Here is a 15,212-nt window from a genome sequence, read left to right as displayed (position 1 = left end):
GAGAAATAGGAGGGAAAACACATGGCGGAAGTAACAAATAAAAGTCTAGCACCTGAAGAAATTACCAGTAAAGATGTCACAAAAGCGTATCTAAGATGGCACTTTGCCAATGAAATACCTCATTCCTTTGAACGTTATTTGGCACCGTCCTTACTTTATGCGATGATGCCGATCTTGAAGAAATTATATAAAGACGATGATGCCTTAAAAGCAGCCTATAAGCGCCAGCTGCTATTTTTCAACACACAATTGAGCTGGGGCGGCGGTGTTATCACTGGTTTGATGTCATCGATGGAGCAACAACGAGCGCAAGAAGAATATGAGAAAAAAGAAATTCTGATGCAAGATGATTTAATGTATAACACAAAAGCAGGTTTGATGGGCGCACTCGCTGGAATCGGTGATGCGATTGACTCAGGAACGGTTCAATATATTTTTATTGCCATCGCTGTTCCTTGGGCGCAACAGGGAAGTGCTTTAGGTGCGTTGTTCCCATTTGTATTCTTTGCGATTTACCAAGCTGCGTTAGGTGTGTTCTTTGCGAGACAATCATTCACGATGGGCCGTAACGCTACTGGATTAATGCAAAGTACCGGTGTTCAAACAGCTATTGAAGCACTTTCCGTATTAGGGCTGTTCATGATGGGGATTTTAGCTGGTAACTATGTAAAAGTGGAGTCGACACTAAAATTTGCGATCTCAGGAAGGAAGTTCGTTATTCAAGAAATTCTCGATCAGATTGTTCCAGGCATCTTACCTTTAGCGGTAGTGATGGGTGTCTATTGGTTCTACACGAAGAAAGGGCTAAAAGTAACACAAGCGTTGCTCTGGTTGACCTTGATTTTGATCATTTTAGCCGGAGTCGGAATCTTATAATTTTGAAAAGGAAGTGTGTGAAATGGGCGTAATTAATTTAGCTCGAGTAGATGAGCGTTTAATCCATGGACAAGTAATGATGACCTTATCACAAAAAAGCGGAGTAAATTCAATTTTTGTGGTTGATGAAGTAGTAGCAAAAGACAAATTCATGCGTGATCTATATAAAAATGCTGGAAGTCGAACCGGACAAAAGACGATCGTGATCACACCAGAAAAAGCGAAATTTTATTGGGATGAATTCAATTTTAAAGAATACAACTGTATTTTGATCACGAAAACAGTCAGTGTTATCTATGACTTAGTTAAACACGGTGTGCCGATGAAGGAATTGAATATCGGAGGGATCGCTCAAAAAGATCCCGATAAAGATATCTTAGTGACAAAATCTGTTTACTTGAACAAAGAAGACGCGGAACGGTTAAAGGATATGCATGAGAATTATGGTGTTGAAGATATTTATTTCCAAGCCACACCATCGGCACCAAAATCTAGTTTAAAAGATGTATTGAAGCAATTTAATCTATAAAAACACAGGAGGAAGATCAGATGGAGCAATCAGAGGTATTCAAAGATTGGCTATTTCGTTACCAATATGTTTATCGGCTGCGTCGAACAGAAAAAAGTAAGAAACGATTTCTGGCAGCCTTGGTGACGGATATCGCAAAAATACGTGAAGACGTTCGTGTCATTGAATATGATCAGCAAAAGAAATATGCTTCGCGAAATGTCTATGTGGGCAATATCAAGCAGGCAGATCGTGTGATTTGCACCTTCTATGATACTCCTCCTGAAAGTATCGGTTCCTATCAGCTGTTTGATAGGAAGGATCAGGCGAAAAAGACAACGATGTTTATTTTGACTAGCACGCTTATTGCGATTCTTCTAGGAGTTATAGGAACGATCATTTATATGCGGTTTTCACCAAACTCGTTTCAATTCAATTCGGTCAGTACCCTTGTGATTATGGTGATTTATGCAGGCTATTTCGCTTTGCTGGGAAAAATTACCAAGGGCTTATCGAACCGGAAAACGTTAGTCCGTAATACGTCGTCATTATTAGCGATGCTGAAAATGATCGCAGAAAACAAACAAAAGAACGTTACGTATGCTTTTTTAGACGAAGGCAGCTATGGCAATAAGGGTCTAGAGGAACTGCAAAGACAGGTCAATGGGCACTGCGAAATTTTTTACCTAGACAGCGTTGGTGCTTCGGCTCCGTTGCATTTGGTAGGCAAGTCGCCGCATAACGGAAAAATTGATGACTACGTCGACTATCAAGAATCAGATCAAAAAGTAAGTTATCTTTTTAGTGCTAGAAAAGATCAAACGAACGCAGCCTATTACTTAAATCAGGCCGATCTAAAAGAGAAACAGTTAAACATGGAAAATATTGTCGCTGTAACGAATTTGTTTCAGTGAGAGAAATGGAGGGGCTTATGTTAGGAATTGTCATTGCCACACATGGAAAACTAAGTGATGGCTTGAAAGACGCCGCGGAAGTGATCGTGGGAACAACGAATAATATCGCCACAGTCAATCTGAACCCCGGAGATGATGTTCAAGAATTAGGAACAACGATTGAATCAGCCATCAAAGAGGTTAATCAGGCTACTGGCGTTATCGTATTAACAGACCTAGTAAGTGCTAGTCCGTACAATCAATCGGTTTTAATTACGAATGGGTTGGAGCCGGAGCTGCAGGAAAAGGTATATGTAGTCGGCGGTGTTAATTTACCCATGCTGCTAGAAGCGATCAATCATCAAATTCTAAGTACACCAGTTGAAGAAGCCGTGCCAGCGATATTAACGCAAGGAACAGATAGCTTAGCTGTTTGGCATACATCAGATATTGAAGAGGACGATGAAGAGGACGGATTTTAGTTTGTGAAGGCAAAGTACAAATAGAAGCAGGATAGGAGACTAAGATTAATGAAGTGGGGCTTTAGATGGTATGGAGAAAAAGGCGACTCCATTCCTTTAAATCATGTAAGACAAATTCCCGGTATCAATGGAGTAGTCGGTACATTACTGAATAAAATGCCAGGTGATGTTTGGGAAGTTTCCGAGATACGCGCTTTAAAAGAATCAATTGAAAAAGAAGAGTTAGAATTATTAGGAATTGAAAGTGTTGCGATCCATGATGCGATCAAAGCGGGAACCGCTGAACGTGATCAGTACATTGATAATTATATCCAAACCATTAGAAATCTTTCTGCATGCGATGTTCATTTGATTTGCTACAGCTTTAAACCAATTTTTGGCTGGGCAAAAACAACATTGAATTACGAGAATGAAGATGGCAGCTTAGCGTTGTTGTACGATCAAGCAGTGGTAGACAATATGGAACCAGGAGATATGTACAAATTAATCAGCAGTCAGTCCAAAGGCTTTCAGCTATCTGGTTGGGAAGAAGAACGCCTGAACAAGTTCAATTCTCTAGTTGAAATGTACGAAGGTGTGACAGAAGAAATTTTATTTGATAACTTGAAATATTTCTTGGAAAGAATCATCCCAGTTTGTGAAGAGGCCGATGTTAAAATGGGGATTCATCCGGATGATCCGCCTTGGGAGATTTTTGGCTTCCCTCGAATTACAAAAAATCTGGCTGATTTGCAACGTATTATCAGCATGGTTGATTCTCCTTACAATGGTATTACGTTGTGCACCGGAGCGCTTGGTGCTGATCCGAATAATGATATGGTAGAAATCGTTCATGCAATTGGAGATCGCATCAATTTTGTTCACTTCCGCAATGTGGAATTTTTAGGCTATCGCAAGTTTAAAGAAACTGCTCATTTATCAACAGAGGGGTCTCTTGATATGTATGCGATTATGGAAGCTTTAGTCGAAGTTGGTTTTGACGGTGTCATTCGTCCAGATCATGGTCGGACACTTTGGGGTGAAGTAGCAAGACCAGGATATGGCCTATACGATCGAGCGATGGGCATTACCTATATGCAAGGACTGCACGAAGCCATTACCAAACGTAAAGACTAGAAATCCCATAGAAAGTGAGAAAAAATAATGCCTGCAAATATGGAGCATAAGATCTATGAGCAATTAAAGCAAACAAAGCTTTTACCACTATATACAGCAACAGATTTGAGCTACTTGGCTAAAGTAGAAGAGATTCTATTGGAAAATAATGTCCCGTTGATTGAAGTGACTTTCCGAAGTGATCTAGCAGGAGAAGCAATCAAACGCTTAGCCAAATCTGGTAAGCTGATGGTTGGAGCAGGGACTGTCCGAACACTAACGGAGGCTAAGATCGCGATTGAAAACGGCGCACAGTTTGTCGTGTCTCCAGCAGTTGTTCCTGAGGTCATTGAGTATTGTTTGGAGCAAGAGATTCCTGTATTTCCAGGAACTGCAACACCTAGAGACATCCAAACAGCAACTGAATATGGGATCAACGTTGTAAAGTTTTTCCCGGCAGACATTTATGGAGGCTTAAAGGCGATAAATGCCTTGAGTGGACCTTTTTACGATGTGAAATTCCTGCCAACCGGTGGAATTAACGCAGAAAACTTTGTCGAATATTTAGAAAATCCACATGTAATCGGAGTAGGTGGCTCATTCATTCTTTCTGAGAAGGTCATTATGGAAGACAATGGAGAGAAGATGAACGATATTCTCAAAGCATTGGTCCAACAAATAAATTAGTAGAAAAAGCATTCATGGAGCTCGATTCTTCGCTTCATGAATGCTTTCAATTTAAGTATCAGGAAAGTGTGAAATTTTCATATTTACAGCAGATATATCCATGTTCGGTTTCACGAACTCCCTCAGCCTTTCTTAGCGAGTACCCTTAAAAGAGAGGCTCTTCATAAATACGACACATTTTTTTCTTATTTTTATTTAAAAAGCTCATAGGTTTTTCAAATGTGTGGCGTAAGATGAACTTAACCCTAAAAATAATTCTTTTTCCCCTGTGAAAGCAGGAACCCCCAGAAATAAAGCTGATGCGTGCGCATCAGCTTTATTTTGTGTATGCCCAAGCATTTGCCAGCTGCGACATAAGCTCATCAATCGAGTATTTTTTCATGTAGTGTTCTTTATCGGGACCGTCGTTAGGATCATAAACAATAATCTGATCGCTTTGCAAGTCCTTTTTAATCACCATAATGTGGCCAACATCGGTAAACTCACCGGGATTAACGGAAACTACGATTGGCTGATTTTGATTCAAATGCTCCTGAATTTTTGCCTGATCTTTGCCGAGGTCTTCAACAGTCAATCCATAGTTTTGAGCAAATGCAGGAAAAATCGACCAGGCGGTTCCTTGCCCTGCTTGGTAATACTGGTTGCCGCTCCATTGTAAAATTTCAGTTGGATAGACGGTTCGGTGCTCCCAATAAGAAAGAATCATTGCTAAAGAAGTAATCCCACAACCGTTAGTGGCTAAATCATTTTGCGCAGAGCCGCTGCCATAGGATTTGTCGGCCCAACGAGAATCAGTTTGTATTAGTAAAGGAAAATTTTGTCCATGCTCCTGTAGGTATTGATTCGCATTAGCGGAAAAATCCTGTTGACTATTAACATTATTATTAAAGTGGAAAACTCGAGAAGAGAGGATTACCAGACTAGAAATCACTAAAAAGCTTCCCAGTAAAATCGAAAAAGGACGAATTTTTCGTCGCATAAAAAACACCTCCACTCTTTTATTAAAACGAAAAAAGGGTGAGGTGTCATCGGTCAAAAGTTGTAAGTTATTCGAATTCTTCCAGCTCTAAGCTAAGTTCTTCCCAACTTGAAAGCTGTTCTTCCTGCTCAGCCTTTTTTGCTTCCAAGTCATTTGTCAATTCTAATAGCTGAACGTGATCATTCAAAATATCCGGCTGACTCATTTGGATCTCAAGTTCGGCGATCTCTTCATCCAAAGTGGAAAGTGTTTCTTCGATTGCTTCAATCTTTCGACGTAAGCTGCGAATCAGCTTTTGTTGTTCCTTATCTTGGTAAAACTTCTTTTTAGGCGCTTCGACAGGTGCTGCTTCTTTTGCCTGTAATTCAGCGATTTCTTCTTCTTCTTTTTTCTTTTCTAAATAGTAATCGTAATCACCAAGATATAACTTGCTGCCCTCAGGAGATAACTCGATCACTTTGTTGGCGATACGATTAATAAAGTAGCGGTCATGGGAAACGAATAGCAGCGTTCCTTGATAATCGATCAAGGCATTTTCCAATACTTCTTTGTTATCAATATCTAGGTGGTTCGTCGGTTCATCGAGAATCAAAAAATTCTCCTTATTCATAGAAAGCTTCGCTAATGCGACACGAGCCTTTTCACCACCGCTAAGCAGCGGGATCGTTTTTTCAACATCTTCGCCGCTAAAAAGAAAGCCGCCTAATACATTGCGAATGTCTTTTTCTGGTGTCGTCGGGTGTTCGTCCCATAATTCAGCTAAAATCGTCTTATTGCCGTGCAGATCAGCTTGCCCTTGATCGTAATAGCCGACCGTGACATTGGTTCCAAAATGTGGGGTGCCTTTGATGAAGGGGATTTGACCGATCAACGATTTTAATAATGTAGACTTACCAATTCCGTTCGGTCCGACAAGTGCGATAGCGTCTTCTCGACGAATATCCAAATCAATCGGTTCAGAGAGTGTTTCCTCATAGCCGATAGCAGCTTCTTCAACTTGTAAGACGACATTGCCAGAAACTTTGTCGATATCAAACATGAATTTCGCGGATTTTTCTTTGCCGTCTGGTCGATCTAGGCGATCCATTTTTTCTAATGTTTTCCGGCGGCTTTGTGCGCGTTTGGTAGTGGAGGCACGAACCAAATTACGTGCGACGAAATCTTCTAATTTTTCGATTTCAACCTGCTGCTTTTCATAAGCTTTCCAGTCGCTGGCAACCTGAGCGGCTTTTAAATCAAGATAACGGGAATAATTTCCAGTGTAATGACGGATTTTATGACGAGAAATTTCATAGATCTCATTGACAACGCGATCTAAGAAATAGCGGTCATGGGAAACAATCAAGAGCGCACCAGAGTAGCCTTGAAGGTAATCCTCCAACCAAGCCAATGTCTCGATATCTAAATGATTGGTAGGTTCATCTAAAATCAAAATATCAGGTTTGACCAATAACATTCGTGCCAAGGCAAGACGGGTTTTTTGTCCACCGGATAATGTACTGATTTCTTTATCATAAAAACTTTCATCGAATTTAAATCCATGTAAAACACTACGAATCTCATTTTCATAGCCATAGCCGTTCTGATCATTAAAATCATGCTGCAGCTGGTCGTATTCCTTCAGAAGAGAAGTATAACGACTATCGCTTTCAGGTGTTTCGCCAATCGCCACTTCAACAACTCGCATGCGAGCTTCCATTTGACGTACTTTATCAAAAGCTTTCAACATTTCATTCCAAATGGTCTCAGTTGAATCTAAGCCAGTATCTTGCGCGAGGTAGCCTAGGGTTGCTTGCTTATTTTTAATCACTTGCCCCGCATCTGGCGCTTCGATATTGGCGATTATTTTTAATAATGTCGATTTGCCCGCACCATTTCGTCCAACTAAACCGATTCTTGCTTTACTAGCAACTTCAAGATGAATATTTTCAAATAAAGTGTCGGCACCAAAATAGCGAGCAATTTGATTTGCTTGTAATAAAATCATTGGATAATCTTCCTTAAATTTATTTTTCCGAATGGATTTAGTCTACCATATTTTTGAAGTCGTTGCGATTGGAAGCGACCATTTCAATAAATCGTGATTTTTTCACAAAATTTCGAGCAAGTGCGTTGCAATTTCACAGAGATTCTTGCTATTATAGTTCAGTAGTCAACATTTACGAAATTTTTTTATAAAGGAGAGTTATTGTGAAAGAACATTCAATTCCAAAAGCGACTGTTAAACGATTGCCGTTGTATTATCGGTATTTGCGTATTTTAAATAATGCTGGAAAAACCAAAGTATCATCTACAGAACTAAGTGAGGCGATCCAGGTCGATAGTGCAACGATTCGCCGTGACTTTTCTTATTTCGGAGAACTTGGCAAACGCGGATATGGATACGACGTTGAAGACTTGATGCATTTCTTCGGGAAAATCTTGAATGATGACCAACTGACCAACGTAGCATTGGTTGGGGTCGGTAATTTAGGAAGCGCCTTGTTGAAATTCAAATTCCATCAAAGCAATAGTATCCGTGTTAGCTGTGCCTTTGATGTCAAAGAGGACATTGTAGGCCGTATCGTGGATGGAATCCCCGTTTATCCATTAGACAATATGGTGGAGCAAATCAAATTACAGCAAATCGAGATCGCAATCTTGACTTTGCCGGCACAACAAGCGCAACAAGTGGTTGATCAATTGGCTGATGCAGGAATCAAGGGAATCTTGAACTTTACTGCTGCTCGTCTAACTGCGCCGGATGATGTCATCATTCAAAGTGTAGACTTGACCAACGAATTACAAACCTTAATCTATTTCTTGCATCATAATAATGACAGCAAGTAAAAAAGACTGAGCACATGCCCAGTCCCCGACTATAGATACAGTCCGATTGGCGGATGATATCTATAGTCTTTTTTATGTTTATAGAAAAATTGTTTATAGCTCGTCGAACAGCGCTTGATAATCGATTTGTTCTTCCTGTTTGGGCAACTGCTGCAATAGATTTTCCAATGTATGAAAATCAATAAAACGAGCTTGCCGCCCAACTTCTTTGCCCTCGTGATAGACTAAGACCGCTGGTACTGTCAAAACTTCAAAGAAGCCCGCTAACTCAGGCTCGTGCATAATATCCAAATGATAGAATGGAACATCATAGCTTTCGGCAAGGTTCCTTGCTTTTGGTTCATCCACATGACAAATACTGCACGTTTCTGAAGAAATAAATACGATATTATTGGTGTTGTTCGTGAGGGCTTGTTTGACGTTCTTCAATGTCTCCAATGAAATTCCCCCCATTCCGTTATTAAAAAAACTCTATTTACCAAATATATGGAATCAATCGATATTTGGTCTTTTTTGTGTACTCCGAGTAGCCAGGTAGTTCATTGATCAGTAAAGCTTCTTCGTTTCTAATCCGTAAAACTAAACCTACTGGGAACAGCAGCATAGGAATTACAGCAACTACTGAACCTAAAACAATAGGCATCGATAAAAATAAAAGTAAGGAGGCAGTGTACATAGGATGGCGAATTACTGCATACAACCCTGTATCTATAACTGCTTGATTTGCCTCAACTTTAACAACACGTGCAGCGTAGGAATTCTGGTTCATCACCAGTGCATACATAGCATAGCCTAAAATCATAATGAAAAGACCAATCAATGAAACATTTACTGAAAGCTGTGTCCATTCAAAACGTCGATCCAACCCAGCAAGGCTGAAGGAAAGAATAAACGAAAGTCCTATGAATCCCACATATCTTTTTTGAGAATTTTCTACTTCTTTCCCGTTGAGTCGTTTTTCCAACAAAGTGGGGTTTTTTCTATAAAGAAAACCGCCCATTGAAATCATCAAAATCGCTAAAGTCAGAAGAAAAATCCATGCATTCCAATAATAATAGGTTCCTGCAGTGCCGAATAATAGCAATCCTAAGAGTATAAAACCACAAAACATTTTTATACTTCCATACAAAAGTAGCTTTTCCTTCTTCATCGGCCATTCCCCACGATCTGAATTAGATTTCTTACTTTGATTATCTAATGCGTAAATTTGAGTGTCAACCATGTAACAGAAGATATAGAACAAGCAGTTAGCGTAAGGATAGTCAGTATTGGTCAAAATGTCAATTTTATTGTCTGGAAGAAATAGTTGTTTGATTGAATAAAAAGCGTTATACTCTCTTATGTACTGCGGGTGTAGTTTAGTGGTAAAACAGAAGCTTCCCAAGCTTCCGTCGCGAGTTCGATTCTCGTCACCCGCTTAACCTTATAAAGATTGATTTACCGCCATTTGTGAGGAATGGTGGTATTTTTTTGTCCTCTGTCAGCTTCATGCGAATCTAGTGTTAGCCAATAAATCGATCACGTACTTTCTTCTCTTTATAAATAACTGTATAGATATCGAGAGTTTTATCATTAGTCGAAGGGCTTAGAAGATTGTTTTTAAGAGTCCACAGCTTCACTATTAAGTATGATTGTATGTGTGTCATACAGAGCTAAGGTCTTTTTTTGTATATCATTTCCCCAAACAAGTAATTTCCTTTATACTCAATTAAAGGAGGCGTTTTCAATGGAAGACAATTATGGAAAAATTTTAGTTGCTATTGATGACTCTGAACAATCGTATAAGGCTCTAAAGGAAGCACTCGCAATCGCTCGTCGAAACGACTCTCAGCTGTATATTTTAACGGTTACTGATATGTCTATTGCAATAGCTGATGCACGTATTGTTCAGTATATGCGGGAATTAGCAGATGAACAATCAAAGAAAGTTACTAAGAAGATAGAACAGCATTTATCATCAGACATTAATTACACGATCCGTAAAGTAGAAGGAACGCCAAAAGTTTCAATTGTGCAATTTGCGAAAGAAACAGGAATTGATTTGATTGCTATGGGAGCGACAGGTAAAGGAGCAATTGAGAGAACTTTAGTGGGTTCTACCACATCTTACGTTGTTAGTCACGCACCCTGCAATGTTTTAGTTGTAAAGTAAGACTGTCTCAGTTTTCAGGGGTGGATTTTGCAAGAAATGAAATGTCACGTGATAGATTCCTCAGTTGTCAAATAAAAGGGGGCATTTACAGTGGTCTCACCAAAAAAAGTTACCAGTCCCAAAGAAAAACTTGAACTATTACATGTTATAGAAGATGGTACCAAAACGGGTAAAGGTTACTCCATAGCAAAGTTAAGATGGAAAAACACAGAAGCATATGGCATACGGTATGATGGTGATAACGAAGAAGATAAAGGCTTTCCTACTACAGGAAGAGGGTATCAAGCTGCATGGTTCATCTTGCCTGAAGCAGTGGCGTATCCCTATTTAAAGTCTTTAATTGTGCAAAGAGATATCGATTCTCGAATTGATTCTTTGATAACCGATAATAGTGAATAAACGATACATTTAGCACCTTCTTTATGGTTATGAAGAAGATTGCTGAGGTTGTGATAGTAGAATCCCAACATAGATCGTTCTAGTAGCTGTTGATGTTTCAAGCAGTCCTTCCTTCACGTATTACGTATGGATTGTTCGTAGAAAGAATAATTCCTTAAAAAGCATCCAAAAAAATTATGTGAAGTTCTGCTTATTCGCACAAATTATTTGATTTTGTCGAAAATTGATTAGAAGTCCGTCATCTGCATAGACGGATAAGACATCGTAGCTTTTGATTAGCTGCGGTGTTTTTATTTTTGGTATTTATTACTTTTCTTTTAATGTACTCTTGCTATTCAATCTATGGTTGATGTATGCTAAAGGTGTTGCGGGAGGGAACTTCCGTTTAGGGTATTATATCCTGATGAAACCAACGTTTGTGGCTGAGCGTTGGTTTTTTTGTATTACTGTGAAAGCGGATTATGCGAAAAAGAATATTTTGGGTTTCTTTTCGATTTAAAAGAAATAGTTCTTTAATGAAGGAATTTATTTTGTTAAAAAATAGTGTTTTTGGTACTTGAATTTACTAGAGTTCCATTGAACCTAGGCATATACTATGTGCTAATCACGAAGGGAGGGAAGGAAAATGATTTTTGAAAGAGTTTTTCGTTGGGTGATTCGAATCAGTTTTATAATCTCAATAGTGCTTTATTGTTTAGGAATTTTTTTCTATTCCCGATTACCAGCTGAAGTTCCGATCCAATTTGGATTTGACGGAGGCGTGAATAGCTGGGGCAGCAAAATGACTGTCTTTCTTTTTCCTACACTTTTATTAGGTGTCACATTCACTACTCGCAGTAAATATGTTGACGCGAAATATCCAGTCATGACTAGGGAGAATCGTTTACACAAAATAGCATTAATAGGCTGTTTATTGCTGGTTTGGGGAGTAGGAATCTATTTGTTTTTCATTTACGCAGCGTTACTAGAATAAAAAAATCCTCGCGAGGAGGATTACACTTTGATACCAAATAAGCTAAGTATTAATAGTAGAAGCGCCGGTAACATAGCGTTCATCGTATTTAGCATCCAATGAACCATAATGGGGCTCCAAATGTTTTTTGAAAACAGATAAATCAACCCCAAATAAACGCCTAACACCATATAAGGAATCATGGCATAGATATTGCCATTAAAATTATTCCAATGTATGAGACCAAATAAAATTCCTTGAACGAATAGCATAATTAGACGTAATGCCTTATTCGTTAGTTTTCCCAACAATAAGTAGCGGAAGGTAAGCTCTTCTGCAAAAGGAGCGAGGAACGGTGCTACTGCGGCCAGAACGGCCCAGCTTGGACTAAGTATTTGCGCAGAATCGCTGTTTGAAGAAGGGAGTTCAAGTAGTTGGTTAGGAATCAATCCACGAACAACCCGCAGCAATAAAAACGTACCTGCTACCAAGACGATGCTCAATAACAATCTGCGAAAAAGTTTTTGACGGTATATATGCCATTCTGCTTTTAAAAAATCACCGAACAGATAAATCATTACTAAAAATCCAGCTAAAAAAAGTAAGGTAGAGGCTATCAGTCCAACCATTGGATTATTTGTTAAGTGAAAGAGCGGAAAAAGATAGTTTCCGATCAATAATTCTAAAGGAATGACGAAGAAACCTAACCATTGTTTTTTACTTCTAAGCATTTTTATCCCCCATTCTTTCCTAAGTTTAAAAAAATAGGTGAGATGTGTAAAGCAATATGAAATAAAGAAAAATATGTTTGTGAAGATTTTGGTATACTAGAGTGAAGGGGGGAGATTGTGTTGGATTATCAAATGCAGAAAACAATGGGGAAATGTTTTCGCAGCAAAGGAAATAGCATTACTGGGCTTATCAGAATTTTTGGTAGTTGGTATGACTACAAGGTGATTAATGGATCGCCTGAGCTTGGTGATATGCTGGAGGTTATCGACTTTACCAGTCGAGAGTTGTTAGTCGTTATCAATAATAAATTAGAAGAAAGTGATGTGAATTATATTGTTAATATTTAATATCATCTTAATTGTACTTGCGATCATTGTTCTCTTATTCATCGTCAGTCAAATGGTCGTGATCGTGCAGCAGGGGGAAGTAAAAGTCGTCGAGAGTTTCGGTAAATATGTAAAAACGCTGGAACCAGGGCTGCATTTTTTGATTCCAATCTTATATGTTGTTCGTCGTCGGGTTTCATTAAAACAAACACCGATCCAAATCGAACCACAAAGTGTGATCACGCGTGATAACGTAATCGTTGAAATCGATGAAGCAATTAAGTATCACGTGACAGATGCCCGGGCTTTTGTGTATGATAATGAGGATTCTGTCACGTCAATGATCCAAGATTGCCAATCCAACTTACGAGGTATTATCGGTAAGATGGAACTGAATGAAGTATTAAATGGAACGGAAGAAATTAACGTAAATCTTTATGAAAGTGTAAAGGACATTACAGCTGGATATGGCTTGTCGATTGACCGAATCAACATCGGTGAGATTTCAGTCTCAAATGAAATCGTCAATTCAATGAATAAATTGATTACAGCCAGCCGCGATAAAGAATCATTGATTACGATTTCCGAAGGGAAAAAACAATCAGTGATCTTAGAATCAGAAGCGAAATCATCTGAAATGCAGATTGATGCGGAAGCGCGTGCGAGACAAACAAAGATCGATGCAGATGCTCGAGCAGAACGTACAAGAATCGATGCTGCAGCAGAAGCAGATCGGATCGCCAAGCTGACTGAAGCTGAAACAGCTCGAATCAGAGAAATCAATAAGGCAATTGCTGAAAGCAACTTAACAGATGAAATGATCGCCTACCTTGGGATCGAAGCCTTCAAACACGTAGTGGAAAATAATGGCAACACTGTCATTATGCCAAGCAATTTGACTGAGCTTGGCAATGTTCCGGCAATCAAAGAAATTTGGCAGCAAACCAAATAGTAGGATCAGCGTGATGGAAAAAAGATTCTATAGGAGTTGAATAACCATCGCAGCAAAGAGACAAGCACCCAAAATAGTTTCGGCAGTTGTTGTACTATTAGCGGGGATTTATGGCGCTTATTCGCAACTAAAGCCAGATAATGAGCAGAGCAACACAATAAAAGAAGTAACAGTCAGTCAGTTATCAGAGGTTCCAGATTATGACGGGCAACATCAAACGATCGAACTGAATCACAATCGTCCCAATTTTACTACAAAAGATCTTTCGTTGGAGCAGGGGGCATGGACTAGATTTTCTGACTTAGATCAGCTGAATCGTGTCGGTACTGCAAATGCAATGCTGGGAAAAGAGATAATGCCCCATCAAGAGCGGGAGCGTTTATACGTAAAACCGACTGGCTGGCGACAAAAATTTTATAATGATGAGCCTTTGTATAATCGGGCGCATTTAATTGCTTATCAGTTTTCTGGAGAGAATAATAATCTAAAAAATTTAATGACTGGAACGGCTTCACTGAACGATCCAGGCATGAATGATCATGAAAAAGAAATTGGCAACTATATTCGAAAAACCAATCATCACGTACGTTATCGTGTGACCCCCTTCTTTAAGGGGGAGGAATCAGTCGCTCGGGGTGTGCAAATGGAAGCACAAAGCATTGAAGACGATCAGATTTCATTCAATCTTTTTATCTACAATGTTCAAGACGGCATCAAAATTGATTATCAAAATGGATACTCGCAAAAGGAATAAGAAAGGAAGCTATCCGTGTTGGATGGCTTCTTTTTTGAAAAAAGAGCACTGTGTGACAAGCGTAAGATTCTGAAATTAGGTAAAATCTATAGTAACTATCAATAAATGGAAGAAAGCGGGTGTTACCATGCAATGGCACGAGGTATTTCATGGCGATCAGGAACCGACAGAACAACAAATTAAAGATTTTATTGCGAATCCTCTTTGGCAGGACTTGTCAGATCATTTAACGCAGACTTACCGGATAAAACCAAAAAAAACCTATAGCAGATGCTCAATGGGAGATGGATATTGGATGGGCTGGAATATAAAATTTCAAAAGAGCGGAAAATCATTGTGTACAGTCTACCCAAAACAAGGTTTTTTTGTAGCTATGATTTCCTTTAGTGCTAAGGAGTTAGATGACGCAGATGTGTTGATCCAAATGTGTGAGGACTACACGAAGGAGAAATACCAAGAGGCTAAAGCTAGTAAGCTTGGCAAATCAATTTCTTTTGAGGTAACGAATGAAAGAATTTTAGCGGATATCAAAGAATTAGCTGCTTTCCGCGCACAATCAACGAAAAAAATACGATCATCAATTGCCTAAGAATTTT

General features: G+C 39.1%; 19 protein-coding genes and 1 tRNA gene. 15 read left to right on the top strand and 5 right to left on the bottom strand.

Translation table 11 applies throughout. The annotated features are described in order from the left end of the window. Positions 1–21: 21 nt before the first annotated feature. Genes IGI52_RS07165 through IGI52_RS07140 form a run of 6 tightly spaced genes read left to right on the top strand, consistent with a single transcriptional unit; the run spans position 22 to position 4,541 of the window. Positions 22–876, top strand: coding sequence for a PTS system mannose/fructose/sorbose family transporter subunit IID (locus IGI52_RS07165; protein ID WP_016181955.1), 855 nt, complete (start codon positions 22–24; stop codon positions 874–876). A 22-nt stretch (positions 877–898) separates the two neighbouring features. Next, complete coding sequence (locus IGI52_RS07160) at positions 899–1,405, top strand: PTS system mannose/fructose/N-acetylgalactosamine-transporter subunit IIB (protein ID WP_016181956.1); 507 nt, start codon at positions 899–901, stop codon at positions 1,403–1,405. Positions 1,406–1,425: 20 nt separating this feature from the next. After that, complete coding sequence (locus IGI52_RS07155; RefSeq protein ID WP_438780838.1) at positions 1,426–2,298, top strand: hypothetical protein; 873 nt, start codon at positions 1,426–1,428, stop codon at positions 2,296–2,298. A 17-nt stretch (positions 2,299–2,315) separates the two neighbouring features. After that, positions 2,316–2,759 carry a PTS sugar transporter subunit IIA gene (locus IGI52_RS07150; RefSeq protein ID WP_016181958.1) on the top strand — a complete coding sequence of 148 codons (444 nt, stop codon included), beginning with the start codon at positions 2,316–2,318 and terminating at the stop codon, positions 2,757–2,759. A 48-nt stretch (positions 2,760–2,807) separates the two neighbouring features. After that, the gene (uxuA, locus tag IGI52_RS07145; protein WP_438780837.1) at positions 2,808–3,875 is read left to right on the top strand and encodes a mannonate dehydratase; all 1,068 of its coding nucleotides are present in this window, start codon (positions 2,808–2,810) and stop codon (positions 3,873–3,875) included. 27 nt (positions 3,876–3,902) lie between these two features. Beyond that, positions 3,903–4,541, top strand: coding sequence for a bifunctional 4-hydroxy-2-oxoglutarate aldolase/2-dehydro-3-deoxy-phosphogluconate aldolase (locus IGI52_RS07140; protein ID WP_311894626.1), 639 nt, complete (start codon positions 3,903–3,905; stop codon positions 4,539–4,541). A 316-nt stretch (positions 4,542–4,857) separates the two neighbouring features. Here IGI52_RS07140 and IGI52_RS07135 read toward each other — a convergent pair whose 3' ends face one another. Both IGI52_RS07135 and IGI52_RS07130 read right to left on the bottom strand, forming a co-directional pair. After that, a complete protein-coding gene (locus IGI52_RS07135; RefSeq protein WP_176675066.1) occupies positions 4,858–5,520 on the bottom strand; it encodes a C39 family peptidase in 663 nt (220 codons plus the stop codon). A 67-nt stretch (positions 5,521–5,587) separates the two neighbouring features. Next, positions 5,588–7,507 (bottom strand): ABC-F family ATP-binding cassette domain-containing protein, encoded by a 1,920-nt coding sequence (locus IGI52_RS07130; RefSeq protein ID WP_438780836.1) that lies wholly within the window; start codon positions 7,505–7,507, stop codon positions 5,588–5,590. 203 nt (positions 7,508–7,710) lie between these two features. On the opposite strand from IGI52_RS07130, the gene IGI52_RS07125 reads away from it, so the two are divergent. After that, positions 7,711–8,349, top strand: coding sequence for a redox-sensing transcriptional repressor Rex (locus IGI52_RS07125; protein WP_016181963.1), 639 nt, complete (start codon positions 7,711–7,713; stop codon positions 8,347–8,349). 93 nt (positions 8,350–8,442) lie between these two features. Here the strand turns inward: IGI52_RS07125 and IGI52_RS07120 are convergent, their stop codons facing one another. After that, complete coding sequence (locus tag IGI52_RS07120) at positions 8,443–8,787, bottom strand: thioredoxin family protein (RefSeq protein ID WP_438780835.1); 345 nt, start codon at positions 8,785–8,787, stop codon at positions 8,443–8,445. 37 nt (positions 8,788–8,824) lie between these two features. Then, positions 8,825–9,499 carry a methyltransferase family protein gene (locus tag IGI52_RS07115; protein WP_438780834.1) on the bottom strand — a complete coding sequence of 225 codons (675 nt, stop codon included), beginning with the start codon at positions 9,497–9,499 and terminating at the stop codon, positions 8,825–8,827. A 197-nt stretch (positions 9,500–9,696) separates the two neighbouring features. Between IGI52_RS07115 and IGI52_RS07110 the strand changes: the two genes are divergently transcribed. The 4 genes from IGI52_RS07110 (at position 9,697) to IGI52_RS07095 (ending at position 11,873) form a co-directional block, all read left to right on the top strand. Further along, positions 9,697–9,767: transfer RNA gene (locus IGI52_RS07110), tRNA-Gly, on the top strand. A gap of 308 nt (positions 9,768–10,075) precedes the next feature. Beyond that, on the top strand, positions 10,076–10,501 hold the full coding sequence (locus IGI52_RS07105) for a universal stress protein (protein WP_438780833.1): 426 nt from the start codon (positions 10,076–10,078) through the stop codon (positions 10,499–10,501). A 90-nt stretch (positions 10,502–10,591) separates the two neighbouring features. Continuing rightward, positions 10,592–10,900: a hypothetical protein gene (locus IGI52_RS07100; RefSeq protein WP_016181967.1), complete on the top strand. Its 309-nt coding sequence runs from the start codon at positions 10,592–10,594 to the stop codon at positions 10,898–10,900. Positions 10,901–11,525: 625 nt separating this feature from the next. Then, entirely contained in the window at positions 11,526–11,873 is a 348-nt protein-coding gene (locus tag IGI52_RS07095) for a DUF1648 domain-containing protein (protein ID WP_016181968.1), read from the top strand. 20 nt (positions 11,874–11,893) lie between these two features. On the opposite strand, the gene IGI52_RS07090 is transcribed toward IGI52_RS07095, so the two are convergent. Then, positions 11,894–12,583, bottom strand: a complete 690-nt coding sequence (locus tag IGI52_RS07090) for a lysostaphin resistance A-like protein (protein ID WP_438780832.1) — start codon at positions 12,581–12,583, stop codon at positions 11,894–11,896. A gap of 117 nt (positions 12,584–12,700) precedes the next feature. On the opposite strand from IGI52_RS07090, the gene IGI52_RS07085 reads away from it, so the two are divergent. The 4 genes from IGI52_RS07085 to IGI52_RS07070 all read left to right on the top strand — a co-directional run bounded on the left by IGI52_RS07085 (position 12,701) and on the right by IGI52_RS07070 (position 15,205). Beyond that, positions 12,701–12,931: a hypothetical protein gene (locus IGI52_RS07085; protein ID WP_016181970.1), complete on the top strand. Its 231-nt coding sequence runs from the start codon at positions 12,701–12,703 to the stop codon at positions 12,929–12,931. Beyond that, a complete protein-coding gene (locus IGI52_RS07080; RefSeq protein ID WP_016181971.1) occupies positions 12,918–13,862 on the top strand; it encodes an SPFH domain-containing protein in 945 nt (314 codons plus the stop codon). Before IGI52_RS07085 ends, IGI52_RS07080 begins: the two co-directional genes overlap by 14 nt. 46 nt (positions 13,863–13,908) lie before the next feature. Then, positions 13,909–14,616 (top strand): DNA/RNA non-specific endonuclease, encoded by a 708-nt coding sequence (locus IGI52_RS07075; protein ID WP_049220624.1) that lies wholly within the window; start codon positions 13,909–13,911, stop codon positions 14,614–14,616. 127 nt (positions 14,617–14,743) lie between these two features. Beyond that, positions 14,744–15,205, top strand: coding sequence for a DUF3788 domain-containing protein (locus tag IGI52_RS07070; RefSeq protein WP_127979337.1), 462 nt, complete (start codon positions 14,744–14,746; stop codon positions 15,203–15,205). The last annotated feature ends 7 nt before the right edge of the window (positions 15,206–15,212 follow it).

It is taken from the genome of Enterococcus sp. DIV0187, from assembly GCF_051713785.1.
GTDB lineage: Bacteria > Bacillota > Bacilli > Lactobacillales > Enterococcaceae > Enterococcus_A > Enterococcus_A avium.
The sequence above is the reverse complement of the archived record's forward strand: the minus strand, read 5'-3'. Positions and strand labels throughout refer to the sequence as shown.

Coding starts and splice junctions, on each gene's coding strand:
- IGI52_RS07165 (WP_016181955.1), top strand. CDS start 22: ATGGCGGAAGTAACAAATAAAAGTCTAGCACCTGAAGAAATTACCAGT.
- IGI52_RS07160 (WP_016181956.1), top strand. CDS start 899: ATGGGCGTAATTAATTTAGCTCGAGTAGATGAGCGTTTAATCCATGGA.
- IGI52_RS07155 (WP_438780838.1), top strand. CDS start 1,426: ATGGAGCAATCAGAGGTATTCAAAGATTGGCTATTTCGTTACCAATAT.
- IGI52_RS07150 (WP_016181958.1), top strand. CDS start 2,316: ATGTTAGGAATTGTCATTGCCACACATGGAAAACTAAGTGATGGCTTG.
- uxuA (WP_438780837.1), top strand. CDS start 2,808: ATGAAGTGGGGCTTTAGATGGTATGGAGAAAAAGGCGACTCCATTCCT.
- IGI52_RS07140 (WP_311894626.1), top strand. CDS start 3,903: ATGCCTGCAAATATGGAGCATAAGATCTATGAGCAATTAAAGCAAACA.
- IGI52_RS07135 (WP_176675066.1), bottom strand. CDS start 5,520: ATGCGACGAAAAATTCGTCCTTTTTCGATTTTACTGGGAAGCTTTTTA.
- IGI52_RS07130 (WP_438780836.1), bottom strand. CDS start 7,507: ATGATTTTATTACAAGCAAATCAAATTGCTCGCTATTTTGGTGCCGAC.
- IGI52_RS07115 (WP_438780834.1), bottom strand. CDS start 9,499: ATGAAGAAGGAAAAGCTACTTTTGTATGGAAGTATAAAAATGTTTTGT.
- IGI52_RS07105 (WP_438780833.1), top strand. CDS start 10,076: ATGGAAGACAATTATGGAAAAATTTTAGTTGCTATTGATGACTCTGAA.
- IGI52_RS07095 (WP_016181968.1), top strand. CDS start 11,526: ATGATTTTTGAAAGAGTTTTTCGTTGGGTGATTCGAATCAGTTTTATA.
- IGI52_RS07090 (WP_438780832.1), bottom strand. CDS start 12,583: ATGCTTAGAAGTAAAAAACAATGGTTAGGTTTCTTCGTCATTCCTTTA.
- IGI52_RS07070 (WP_127979337.1), top strand. CDS start 14,744: ATGCAATGGCACGAGGTATTTCATGGCGATCAGGAACCGACAGAACAA.